This is a genomic window from Bradyrhizobium erythrophlei (assembly GCF_042430365.1).
Taxonomy (GTDB): domain Bacteria; phylum Pseudomonadota; class Alphaproteobacteria; order Rhizobiales; family Xanthobacteraceae; genus Bradyrhizobium; species Bradyrhizobium erythrophlei.
This window is the reverse complement of the sequence record NZ_JBHMET010000019.1, coordinates 66,899-78,176: the sequence shown is the minus strand read 5'-3', so window position 1 is coordinate 78,176 and position 11,278 is coordinate 66,899. Positions and strand designations below refer to the sequence as shown.

At 66.8% G+C, this 11,278-nt stretch carries 10 protein-coding genes; all 10 read right to left on the bottom strand.

Annotation, left to right across the window (positions count from 1 at the left end):
* Nucleotides 1-85: 85 nt before the first annotated feature.
* Nucleotides 86-973, bottom strand: a complete 888-nt coding sequence (locus ACFFWD_RS02860) for an ABC transporter permease (protein ID WP_376961251.1) — start codon at nucleotides 971-973, stop codon at nucleotides 86-88.
* A gap of 3 nt (nucleotides 974-976) precedes the next feature.
* Nucleotides 977-1,918, bottom strand: a complete 942-nt coding sequence (locus ACFFWD_RS02855; protein ID WP_376961249.1) for an ABC transporter permease — start codon at nucleotides 1,916-1,918, stop codon at nucleotides 977-979.
* A gap of 31 nt (nucleotides 1,919-1,949) precedes the next feature.
* Nucleotides 1,950-3,461 (bottom strand): ABC transporter substrate-binding protein, encoded by a 1,512-nt coding sequence (locus tag ACFFWD_RS02850; RefSeq protein ID WP_376961247.1) that lies wholly within the window; start codon nucleotides 3,459-3,461, stop codon nucleotides 1,950-1,952.
* A 17-nt stretch (nucleotides 3,462-3,478) separates the two neighbouring features.
* Nucleotides 3,479-4,591 carry an ABC transporter ATP-binding protein gene (locus ACFFWD_RS02845; RefSeq protein WP_376961245.1) on the bottom strand — a complete coding sequence of 371 codons (1,113 nt, stop codon included), beginning with the start codon at nucleotides 4,589-4,591 and terminating at the stop codon, nucleotides 3,479-3,481.
* Nucleotides 4,588-5,577, bottom strand: a complete 990-nt coding sequence (locus ACFFWD_RS02840) for an ABC transporter ATP-binding protein (protein ID WP_376961243.1) — start codon at nucleotides 5,575-5,577, stop codon at nucleotides 4,588-4,590. The genes ACFFWD_RS02845 and ACFFWD_RS02840 overlap by 4 nt, the downstream gene beginning before the upstream one ends.
* Nucleotides 5,574-6,284: a DUF1028 domain-containing protein gene (locus ACFFWD_RS02835; RefSeq protein WP_376961241.1), complete on the bottom strand. Its 711-nt coding sequence runs from the start codon at nucleotides 6,282-6,284 to the stop codon at nucleotides 5,574-5,576. Before ACFFWD_RS02835 ends, ACFFWD_RS02840 begins: the two co-directional genes overlap by 4 nt.
* 115 nt (nucleotides 6,285-6,399) lie before the next feature.
* Nucleotides 6,400-8,205, bottom strand: a complete 1,806-nt coding sequence (locus tag ACFFWD_RS02830) for a gamma-glutamyltransferase family protein (RefSeq protein WP_376961239.1) — start codon at nucleotides 8,203-8,205, stop codon at nucleotides 6,400-6,402.
* A gap of 106 nt (nucleotides 8,206-8,311) precedes the next feature.
* The gene (locus ACFFWD_RS02825) at nucleotides 8,312-9,313 is read right to left on the bottom strand and encodes an ABC transporter ATP-binding protein (RefSeq protein ID WP_376961237.1); all 1,002 of its coding nucleotides are present in this window, start codon (nucleotides 9,311-9,313) and stop codon (nucleotides 8,312-8,314) included.
* On the bottom strand, nucleotides 9,310-10,293 hold the full coding sequence (locus ACFFWD_RS02820) for an ABC transporter ATP-binding protein (protein WP_376961235.1): 984 nt from the start codon (nucleotides 10,291-10,293) through the stop codon (nucleotides 9,310-9,312). Before ACFFWD_RS02820 ends, ACFFWD_RS02825 begins: the two co-directional genes overlap by 4 nt.
* Complete coding sequence (locus ACFFWD_RS02815; protein ID WP_376961233.1) at nucleotides 10,290-11,261, bottom strand: ABC transporter permease; 972 nt, start codon at nucleotides 11,259-11,261, stop codon at nucleotides 10,290-10,292. Before ACFFWD_RS02815 ends, ACFFWD_RS02820 begins: the two co-directional genes overlap by 4 nt.
* Nucleotides 11,262-11,278: the final 17 nt, after the last annotated feature.

Sequence of the window (11,278 nt, the reverse complement as noted above, 5' to 3'; positions counted from 1 at the left end):
ACCGCCGCCAACAAACGACGCCCTCTTGACACCTCACACCCCATACAAGGATGACGGGGAGAGGTGGGCCGCTATTGCGTCAGCCTCAACGTGCCTTCGGATCCAGCGCGTCGCGCAGGCCGTCGCCGACCAGGTTGAAGGAGAGCACGACGAGGAAGATCGCAAGCCCCGGCCAGATCGCCATCCACGGCGCGCTGGTGAGGAAGCGCTGGGCGGCGTTCAGCATGCTGCCCCAGGACGGCGCCGGCGGCTGCTGGCCGAGGCCGAGGAAGGAGAGCGCGGCCTCCGCGATGATCGCGGCCGCGATCGACAGCGTCGCCTGCACCAAGAGCGCGGGCAGGATGTTCGGCAGGATGTGGAACAGCGCGATGCGCCAGCGCGGATTGCCCATGGCGCGCGCGGCCTCGACATAGTCCTCGACCTTGACGCTCAGGACCTGGCCGCGGGTGAGGCGGATGAAGATCGGCGTCGCCGAGATGCCGATTGCGATCATGGCGTTGCCCAGGCTGGGCCCTAAGAACGCGGCCAGCGCGATCGCGAGGATCAGGAACGGGCAGGCCAGCATCGCATCCGTGATGCGGCTGATCAGCGCGTCGATGAAGCCGCCGCGATAGCCGGCGATGAGGCCGAGCGGCACGCCGATCGCCAGCGCAATGCCGACCGAGATGGTGCCTGCGAGCAGCGAGGCGCGGGCGCCGAACATGACGCGGGCGAGGATGTCGCGGCCGAGCTCGTCGGTGCCGAACCAGTGCTGCGCCGACGGCGCCTTCCGCACCAGGGACCAGCTCGTTGCAATGGGATCGTAGGGTACGATGAGCGGCGCCAGCATCGCCATCAGGACGAAGAACGCGATCACGACCAGGCCCGCGACGGCGCCCTTGCGCTTGACCAGCCGCCGCCAGGCGCGCCGCGACGGGCTCTCGAGTTCGTCGGAGACGGCGAGGCGGATGGTGCCGAGGGCAGTGTCGGTCATGGCTCAGCCCCTCAGCCGCGGGTTGACGAGGATGTAGGCGATGTCGGCAATCAGGTTGAGCGTGATGTAGATAGTTGCGGTGGTCAGCACCACGCCTTGCACGACCGCGTAATCGCGGTTGAACACCGCATCGACGATCAGCTTGCCGAAGCCCGGGATCGAGAAGATCTGCTCGGTCAGCACCGCGCCCGACAACAGCGTGCCGAGCTCGAGCGCGCCGAGCGTGATGATCGGCGTCAGCGCGTTGCGCATTGCATGCTTGAGGATCACCGAACGCTCCGAGAGGCCCTTGGCGCGCGCGGTGCGGACATAGTCGCTTTCGAGCACCTGCAACATCGCGCTGCGGGTGTGGCGCATCAGGATCGCGGCAATGGCGTTGCCGAGCACGAAGGCCGGCATGATTGACGCGGCGATGCTGGCGCGCCAGTTCTCGCTGAGCGGCACGTAGCCGGAGGCCGGCAGCCAGCCCAATTCGATCGAGAACAGGAAGATCAGCATGATGCCGAGCCAGAAGTTCGGCGTCGAGATGCCCCATAGCGCGAACAAATTGGCGCCGTAGTCCCAGGCCGTGCCCTTCTTCACCGCGGAAACGATGCCGGCGGGGATGCCGATCAGGAACGCGATCACGATCGCCATGCCGCCGAGCTGCAATGTCACCGGCAGCTTCTGCGCGATCAGGGCCAACACCGGCATCTTGTTGCGCAGGGATTCGCCGAAGTCGCCCGACAGTACGCCCTTGATCCAGTAGACATATTGCACGGGGATCGGCTGATCGAGCCGGTACTGGGCGCGGATCTGCGCGATCACGGCCGGATCGCGCTCCTCGCCGGCCATCACCAGCGCCGGATCGCCGGGCAGCAATTGCTGCAACGAGAAGATCAGGATCGAGACGAAGAACAGCGTCGGCACGATCTGGACCAGCCGACGGGCGAGGAAGTTCAGCATGGTCAGCCTCGCATCCCGTGTGGCATCGCCATCACTTCAGCTTCAGCCCGATCACGCGCATCAGGCCGTCGGGCATCTGCCTGTAGCCCTCGAGCTTGGTCGTGTGCGCGAAGATCATGCGGCGATGGTAGAGATAGAGGAGGGCTTCGTCCTCGAGCTCGAGCTTGGTCAGCTTGGCGTAGAGCGCCTTGCGCTTCGCCGGGTCGGCGGTGAGGCGGGCGTCGTCGAGCGCCTTGTCAGCCTCGGCGTTGACCCAGGCGCTGTAGTTCTGCGGCGCATCCTTGTGCAGGAAGACGTAGGAGTTGCCGTCGGGATCGATGCGGCCGCTCCAGGCCAGCATGTAGGCCTGATATTCGCCGGCCTCGGCCTGTTTCAGCGATGTCGCGAACTCGGTGACGCGGATCTTCATGTCGAAGCCGGCTTCGGCGGCCATCGATTGCACCACCTGCGCGGTGCCTTCGGTCTCGGGGCCCTTCGGCACCATGAAATCGACGCTGACCGGCGGTGTGACGCCGGCCTCCCTCAACAGCGCCTTGGCCTTCGCGACGTCGCGCGGCCGGATCGGAAACTCCTTCTGGTAATAGGGATGATCCGGGCTGACCCACTGGTTCCCGGGCTTGAACTCGCCGTTGAACACGACCTGGTTGATCGCCTCGCGGTCGATCGACAGATCGAGCGCCTGCCGCACCTTGGCGGACTGGCTCAAGGGGCCCTTGGCCTTGTCCTTGCCGATATTGAGCGTGATGCCCTGATAGCCGAGCTCGATCACGCTCGACACTTTCAGGCGCGAATCCGTGCGCACGTCCTTCAGGTCGGTGGCGAGTACGCGTTCGATCAAATCGAGCCCGCCGGACTTCAGATTGGCGAGCCGCACGGTGGAGTCCACGATCGGCAGGAACACGACGCGGTCGATGAAGACGTTGTCCTTGTTCCAGTAGTCGGCGAATTTCTCGAATACGATGCGGTCCTGCTGCACCCGCTCGACGAACTTGTACGGCCCGGCGCAGACCGGATGCAGGCCGAACTTGTCGCCGGCGGCTTTCGCGGCCTTGGGCGACACCATCATGCCGGCACGGTCGGTGAGCTGGGCGACCAGCGGCGAGAACGGCGCCTTCAGCACCAGCTTGACGGTGAGGGGATCGACGACATCGACATGGTCGACACTGGCGAGTTCCGGCTTGCGGAACGAGCCGGGGAGGGTGAGGTGCCGCTCCAGCGAGAATTTTGCCGCCTCGGCATCGAACGGCTCGCCGTCCTGGAACTTGACGCCGGGCCGGAGCTTGATCGTGACGTCCCTGCCGTCGTCTGAAATCTCATGCGACAGCGCGAGTTGCGGTACGATGTTGAGCTTCTCGTCGATATCGAACAGCTTGTCGCAGACCGCGGCGAACACGATGCGGCCGACATAGGTGCGCGCCGTGGTCGGATCGAGGATGTCGGGGTCCTCGGCGAGCCCGATCCGCAGCGTGGTCTGCGCCTCTGCGCCGGCGCCGAGCGACAGCACCAGGGCCGCGGCGGTGGCCGCCAAACGAAACGTCTTCATGACACTGCTCCCCATGTTCAGGCGCCCGCTCTCCGCACTGGCCCGCCTGTACCAACCCCGGCGCCGCCTGCTCCTTCCGCGGCGCTGCCGAACGCCGCGAGCAATTTTTCCAGCGCCGGCGCGAATTCGCCGTCGGAAGGGACGATGCTGTCGGACGGCGGCAGTTCCGCGGTGCGGTGACAGGCGGTGGCATGGCCGGTGCTATCGGTTGTCAATTGTGGCACCTCGCTCCGGCAGCGCGCGATCGCGTAGGGGCAGCGGGTGTGGAAGCGGCACCCCGAGGGCGGATTGAGCGCGCTCGGCAGCTCGCCCTCTAGCACGATGCGGCTGCGCCTGGCGCGCGGTTTCGGCACCGGGATCGCCGACAACAGCGCGCGGCTATAGGGATGGCGCGGGGCGGCGAACAGCGCCTGCGCGTCCGCGGTCTCGACGATGGTGCCGAGGTTCATCACCGCGACGCGGTCGGCGATATGCTTCACCACGGCGAGATCGTGCGAGACGAAGATGTAGGCGAGCTTCAGGCGGTCCTGCAGGTCACGCAAGAGATTGAGGATCTGCGAGCGGATCGAGACGTCGAGCGCGGAGACCGGCTCGTCGCAGATGATCAGCTTCGGTTCGACCGCGAGCGCACGAGCGATGGCGATGCGCTGGCGCTGGCCGCCGGAGAATTCATGCGGGTAGCGGCGCGCGAAGCGTGGCTCGAGGCCAACCAGGCGCAACAGCTCCTCGACCCGCTCGCGGCGGCGTGTCGGCGGCACCAGATCGTGCAGCGCCAGCGGCTCGGTCAGGATCTGGCCCACCGTCATGCGCGGATTGAGTGAGGCGTAGGGGTCCTGGAAGATGATCTGCGCGTCGCGGCGGAAGGCGCGGAGCGCGTCGGCATTGAGCGTGCCGAGATCGCGGCCCTCGAACCGCACGGTGCCGGCATCCGGCTCGATCAGCCGCAGCACCAGCCGGCTGACGGTGGACTTGCCGCAGCCGGACTCGCCGACCAGCGCCAGCGTCTTGCCGGCGTCCACCGTGAAGCTGACGCCGTCGACCGCCTTGACGTGCGCAATCGGCCGGCCAAACACCGAGCGTTCGGCGACGAAATGCTTCACCAGATTGTCGACTTCGAGCAGCGCGGTCATGACACCAGCCGCTCCAGCGGCGCCCTGATGCAGCGCGAGGCGTGGGTCGCGCTCAGCATCGCAAGTGGCGGCGGGGCCTTGGTGCAGGCCTCGGTGACGAAGGGACAGCGCGCAGCGAAGCGGCAGCCGGCGGGCGGGTTCGCCATGTTCGGCACCATGCCCTCGATGGTGGCGAGATGCGTGGTGCGGCGGTCGAGCCGCGGGATCGAGCCGAGCAGGCCGACCGTGTAGGGATGCTGCGGATTGGCGAACAGCTCGTCGACCGGCGCCCGCTCGACGATCTCGCCGGCATACATCACCGCGACCTCGTCGCAGACCTCGGCGACGACGCCGAGGTCGTGGGTGATCAGGATGATCGCAGCGCCGCTCGCGGCTTTCAGCTCGCGCATCAGATCGAGGATCTGCGCCTGCAGCGTGACGTCGAGCGCGGTGGTCGGCTCGTCCGCGATCAGAAGCTGCGGGTCGCAGGCGAGCGCCATCGCGATCATCACGCGCTGGCGCATGCCGCCTGAAAGCTTGTGTGGAAATTCGTCGATGCGCTTCTCGGGCGAGGGGATGTGGACGCGGCGCAAAAGCTCAATGGCGCGCTCGCGCGCCTTGCGCCGCGAGCCGCCGCGGTGACGCAAAATGGTCTCAATGATCTGGTCGCCGATGGTGAAGCTCGGATTGAGCGAGGTCATCGGCTCCTGGAAGATCATCGCAAGCCGATCGCCGCGCAGGTCGCGCAGCGTCTCGTCAGGCACGTCGAGCAGGTCGAGGCCGTCGAAGCGGATCGCACCGGAGACGTCTGCGGATTGCTTCGGCAGCAGGCCCATGATCGCAAGCGATGTCACGCTCTTGCCGCAGCCGGATTCGCCGACCAGGCCAAGCGTCGCGCCGTTGGCGACGGAAAGATCGACGCTGTCGACAGCGTGGGTGGTGCGGCCGTCATCGCCGCGGAAGATGACGCGCAGGCCCTCGATCTCGATCAGCGGGCCCGCGCTCATGTCTGGCGCGATCCCTGGTTCGCGATCGCGGCCTCGATGACGGCGCGGTCGGTGATCCCGGCCGGATTGTCGCGGGTGGGCATGAACCCTCGGAAATGCACCCAGCGCTCGCGGCTGACGGCCTCGAGCCGCTCCAGCTCGCGCAACGGATCGGTATGGTCGTCAACGCGCAGGTCGAGCGCCGGCCAGTCCTCGGTGCCGTGGATCAAAAGCGCCGCCGACTGCTTGCCGCGCTGGTCGCCACCGGCAGCCTCGCCGGCGAACATCGCCTTGATGAGGCGTTGCGCGAACGGAAGCCGCGCGCTGTCGGCATAGACCCGCGCGGTCTCGTCAAGCACGGCGGGGCCGGCCAGCATGTTGCCGGCGATCGAGAAGCCGTCACCCGAGATATGGCCGAACCAGTCGACGCAGTCCTTGCCGGAATGCGCCGCGATTCGGCCCTTGGCGTCCATGATGTGGACCTGGCGGCTGTCGCGGCCGGCGTCGCCGGCGAGCAGCGCCATGATGACGTCGTGCGGACTCTTGCCGTCGCGCAGCAGCTTCACGCCGTCGATCCCGTAATAGGGGTTGACCAGCGCCTGCGTCGCGATCGCGCCGAAACCGGCCGCGATATGCGGCACCAGCGCGCCGACGGCAAAGAACCGCGTCGCAACCGCGACGCCGAGCTGGCCGGTGGCGCTGTCGCGGGCGATGATCGACCAGGTCATCTCGGAACCTTTGAGTTGACCACGATGCGATCCGACTGGATCGCGTCATGGCCTCTCCTCTTATCTTGACGCATTTTCTTCACGCGAACCGGTACCCACTTCGCTCGAAAACGCTCTAGCGGCCTGCCGCGTAGCCCTGCATGCCGCGTGGATTGGCGGCGGCGCGGCGGCGGGGGCCGACCTTCGAGGCCGCGGTAAGGCGGCCTTCCGACCAGTCGGGACCAATCTCCACCACATGGCCGCGCCGCTTCAACTCGTCGATCGTTGCCCTCGGCACCCGGTTCTCCAATACGAGCACGCCGGGACGCGCGGTGCGCGGCCAGAACGAGATCGGGAAATGCTCGGAGTGCCAGGCCGGCGCGTCGATCGCCTCTTGCAAATTGAGCTTGGCATGGACGTGCCGCAGGAAGAATTGCGTGATCCACTGATCCTGCTGGTCGCCGCCGGGCGAACCCCAGGCGAGATAGGGCTGGCCGTCGCGCAGCGCCATGCTCGGCGACAGCGTGGTGCGCGGACGCTTGCCCGGCGCCAGCGCCGCCGGGTGGTTCTCCTCCAGCCAGAACATCTGGGCGCGGCTGCCGAGGCAGAAGCCGAGTTCGGGAATGACCGGCGAGGATTGCAGCCAGCCGCCCGACGGCGTCGCCGAGATCATATTGCCGGCCTTGTCGATGATGTCGAAATGCACGGTGTCGCCGCGCACCTCGCCAAAGCGGCCGACCGTCGGTTCGCCGGCGCCCATCGCGCCGACCGCCTCGCGATGGCCCTCGGCGCGGCGCAGTTTGACGACGGCACCGAAACCTTCGACCGAGCCGGGACGGAAATCGAGCGAGGCCTTGTCCTTCGAGATCAGCTTGCGTCGCTCGTCGTTATAGGCGTCCGACAGCAGCGTCTCGATCGGAATATCAGTGAATTTGGGATCGCCATAGAACGTCTCGCGGTCGGCATAGGCGAGCTTGGCGCATTCGATCTGCAGATGGATGAAGTCTGGGCCGGTGGGATCGAGCCCGTCGAGGTCGAAGCCCTTCAGGAGCGCGAGCTGCTGCAGCATCACCGGGCCCTGGCTCCAGACGCCGGCCTTCTGCACCGTGTAGCGGCCATAGTCGTAGGTCAGCGGCGCCTCGATGGTCGGCTGCCAGCGCGCCATGTCGTCGGCGGTGAGCACGCCGCGATGCGGCGAACCGGAGACGTCCATGACCTCCTGGGTGCGGCAGAACTTGTCGATCGCCTCGGCGACGAAGCCCTTGGACCAGGATTGCCGTGCACGCTCGATCTGCACGATGCGATCGCCGCCGGCGCTTTCGGCCTCGTTGAGGATGCGGGCGTAGGTCGCCGCGAGCGTCTTGTTGGTGAAGATGGTGCCGGGTTTCGGCACCTCGCCATTCGGCAGGTAGACGTCGGCCGACGTCGTCCAGTATGTCCGGAATAATTGCTCGACGGTCTTGATCGTGGCAGAGGCGCGCTCGACCAGCGGATAGCCGTCGCGGGCATAGGCGATCGCGGGCTCGAGCACGTCGCGTAGCCTCATCGTGCCGTAGTCGCGAAGCAGCAGCATCCAGGATTCGAACGTGCCGGGCACGCAAGCCGCGAGCAGGCCGGTGCCGGGCACCATGTCGAGGCCTTCGCTGCGGTAATGCGCGATCGTCGCCTTGGCCGGCGCCGGGCCCTGGCCGCAGATGACCTCGGTCTTGCCGCGTTTCACGTCGTGCACGATGATCGGGACGTCGCCGCCCGGTCCGTTCAGGTGCGGCTCGACCACCTGCAGCGTGAAGGCGGCGGCAACGCCGGCGTCGAAGGCGTTGCCGCCCCTCTCCAGCATCGCCATGCCCACGGCGGTCGCGATCCAGTGCGTCGAGGTGACGACCCCGAAGGTGCCTTCGATCTCAGGCCGTGTGGTGAACGGATCGGGATTGATGTTGCTCATGAGGCGTCACCGTTAAGTAAGTGTTTTTTTGCGGCCGCGGCAATTGATCACAGGCGGACCGCAATGCCAACCGTTTGGTTGACATGGCCACCTCGCATCCGCGTGATCACGCCGGAACGGCGGCGGCGTGGGTTGGATCGTTGACTGCGTGGCAGGCGACACCGTCGATCAGTTCCGGCGCCTTCCGGCGGCACAGATCGAACGCCAGCGGGCAGCGCGGATTGAAGGCGCAGCCCGGCGGCGGGTCGATCGGGTTGGGGATTTCGCCCTTGACCGGAATGCGCTGCCGGCCGGACATCGCGAGATCGGGAACCGCGCCGAGCAGCATTCTGGTGTAGGGCATCCTGGGATTGTCGAAGAGCTGCCGCCCTTCCGCGATCTCGACGATACGGCCGAGATACATCACGCCGATCCGCGTCGCCATGTGGCGGACGACCGCGAGGTTGTGGCTGATGAGCAGATAGGTCAGGCCGAACTTGTCCTGCAGGTCGCGCATCAGATTGAGGATCTGCGCCTGCACGGAGACGTCGAGCGCCGAGGTCGGCTCGTCGCAGACGATGAATTCGGCCTCCGAGGCGAGCGCGCGAGCAATCGCGATGCGCTGGCGCTGGCCGCCGGAGAATTCGTGCGGGAATTTGAGGCCGTCGTCGGGATGCAGGCCGACCAGCGAGAGCAGTTCGCCGACGCGGGCCTTGATGTCGCGCTCGCCTTCGATCAGCGCGAAGGCGCGGATCGGCTCGGCGACGATCGCATCGACCCGGAAGCGCGGATTGAGGCTCGCATAGGGGTCCTGGAAGATCATCTGGATGCGGCGGCGAAGACGGCGGCGGGCCTGCGCCTGCCGGGGATCCGTCATCGAGACGCCGTCGATCACGACCTCGCCGGAACTCGGCGGCAGCAGGCCGACGACCATGCGCGCGACGGTGGTCTTGCCGGAGCCGGATTCGCCGACCAGCGCGAAGGTCTCGCCGCGCTTGATGTCGAAGGTGACGCCATCGACCGCCTTCAGGAATTCGAGCTGGCCGCCTTCGAGCACGCGGTTGAGCCACGGCTTCGACACGTCGAACACGCGGCGCAGGTTCTTCACGTCGATCAACGCCGCGCTCATGCCGCACTCTCCTTCGCGGTGTCGAACAGGTGGCAGGCGACCGATTGCGCGCCCTGCCGGATCGGCTCCGGCCGCTCGACGCGGCAGCGATCGAAGGCAAATGCGCAGCGCGGGTTGAACGGGCAGCCCGGCGGGATGGCGGACAGCCGCGGCATGGCGCCCGGGATCTGCACCAGCCGCTTGTCTTCGCTTGAGAGCGTCGGGATCGCGCCCATCAGGCCCCTGGCGTAGGGATGCAGCGGATTGCGCACCACGTCCTGCACCGGGCCGATCTCGGCGATGCGGCCCGAATACATCACCGCGACGCGGTCGCAGGTTTCCGCGATCACGCCCATGTCATGGGTCACAAGCATCACCGCCGTGCCGTGGTCGCGGCCGAGCCGCTTGATCAGCGAGATGATCTGCGCCTGCACTGACACGTCGAGCGCGGTGGTGGGCTCGTCGGCGATGATCAGCTCCGGCTCGGCGCAGATTGCGAGCGCGATCACGACGCGCTGGCGCATGCCGCCGGAGAATTCGTGCGGATAGCCGTCGATGCGCTTTTCCGGCGCGGGAATGCCGACCTCGGCGAGCAGATCGATCGCGCGCCTGCGCGCGGCGGATTCCGAGAGATTGGTGTGGGTGCGGATGGTCTCGATGATCTGGTCGCCGACCCGGTAGAGTGGATTGAGGCTCGTCAGCGGATCCTGGAAGATCATGCCGATCCGCTTGCCCCTGACGCGGCGGATCTCCTCCGGGGGCAGATGGTCGATGCGGGTCCCCGACAGCTCGATCTCGCCGGCCGAAATGCGGCCGGGCGGGTCGATCAATCCAATCACGGCAAGGCCGGTGACCGATTTGCCGGCACCGGACTCGCCGACGACGCCGAGCACCTCGCCCTTGGCGATGTCGAAGGACACGCCGTTGATGGCGTGCAAGGTGGCGCGGCGGGTGACGAATTCCACCTCGAGATTACGCACGGAAAGGACAGGAGCGATCATCGGAGCTTCGGGTTGAGCGCGTCGCGCAGCCAGTCGCCGAGCAGGTTGATGGACAGGATCAGGCCCGCGAGCGCGAAGCCCGGGAAGGCGACGATCCACCATTCGCCGGCGAACAGATAGTTGTTGCCGATCCGGATCAGCGTGCCGAGCGAGGGCATGGTGTCGGGCATTCCGGCGCCCAGGAACGACAGCGTCGCCTCGGTGATGATGGCGAGCGCGAGGTTGATGGTGGCGATCACGAGGATCGGGCCCGTCGTGTTCGGCAGCACGTGCCGCAGCATGATCTTCGGCGCGGGCAGGCCGATCAATTGGGCGGCCGCTACATAGTCCTTGTTCTTCTCGACCAAGACCGAGCCGCGCACTGTGCGGGCATATTGCACCCAGAAGCTCAGGCCGATCGCAACCACGAGCACGCCGAGCGTGCTCGTCGCATCCAGCCGGTTGCCGAGCACCGACTTGGCGATGCCGTTGACCAGGAGCGCGATCAGGATCGCCGGGAAGGTGAGCTGGACGTCGGCGATCCGCATGATCACGCCGTCGACGGCACCGCCGAAATAACCGGCAACCAGCCCGAGCGCGATGCCGAGCGCGCCGGCAACGATGACGCCGGCCACGCCGACGATCAGCGAAATGCGCAGGCCGTAGAGAATTGCCGAGAGCACGTCGCGGCCCTGCTCGTCGGTGCCGAGCAGGAACGGGCTCTGGCCGTCGGCGGTCCACAATGGCGAGATCCGCGAGTTCATCAGCTGCAACTGTGCCGGGTCGAACGGGTTCTGCACCGCAAGCCAGGACGCGAAGATCGCGAGCAGGAAGAACAGGACCGTGACGGCGGCCGCCACCATGGTCATTTTGGAGCGACGGAACGAATAGAAGATGTCGCTGTCGAGCGCGCGCTTGAGCCAGCCCGCGCCGGGCCGCGACGCGTGCGCGTCGGATTCATTGCGATGGGGGACGACGGCGTCAGACATGGCTCATATCCTCGGCC

Excerpts from the sequence above, each read along its gene's own strand:
- ACFFWD_RS02860 (WP_376961251.1), bottom strand. The coding sequence starts at position 973 with ATGACCGACACTGCCCTCGGCACCATCCGCCTCGCCGTCTCCGACGAA.
- ACFFWD_RS02855 (WP_376961249.1), bottom strand. The coding sequence starts at position 1,918 with ATGCTGAACTTCCTCGCCCGTCGGCTGGTCCAGATCGTGCCGACGCTG.
- ACFFWD_RS02850 (WP_376961247.1), bottom strand. The coding sequence starts at position 3,461 with ATGAAGACGTTTCGTTTGGCGGCCACCGCCGCGGCCCTGGTGCTGTCG.
- ACFFWD_RS02845 (WP_376961245.1), bottom strand. The coding sequence starts at position 4,591 with ATGACCGCGCTGCTCGAAGTCGACAATCTGGTGAAGCATTTCGTCGCC.
- ACFFWD_RS02840 (WP_376961243.1), bottom strand. The coding sequence starts at position 5,577 with ATGAGCGCGGGCCCGCTGATCGAGATCGAGGGCCTGCGCGTCATCTTC.
- ACFFWD_RS02835 (WP_376961241.1), bottom strand. The coding sequence starts at position 6,284 with ATGACCTGGTCGATCATCGCCCGCGACAGCGCCACCGGCCAGCTCGGC.
- ACFFWD_RS02830 (WP_376961239.1), bottom strand. The coding sequence starts at position 8,205 with ATGAGCAACATCAATCCCGATCCGTTCACCACACGGCCTGAGATCGAA.
- ACFFWD_RS02825 (WP_376961237.1), bottom strand. The coding sequence starts at position 9,313 with ATGAGCGCGGCGTTGATCGACGTGAAGAACCTGCGCCGCGTGTTCGAC.
- ACFFWD_RS02820 (WP_376961235.1), bottom strand. The coding sequence starts at position 10,293 with ATGATCGCTCCTGTCCTTTCCGTGCGTAATCTCGAGGTGGAATTCGTC.
- ACFFWD_RS02815 (WP_376961233.1), bottom strand. The coding sequence starts at position 11,261 with ATGTCTGACGCCGTCGTCCCCCATCGCAATGAATCCGACGCGCACGCG.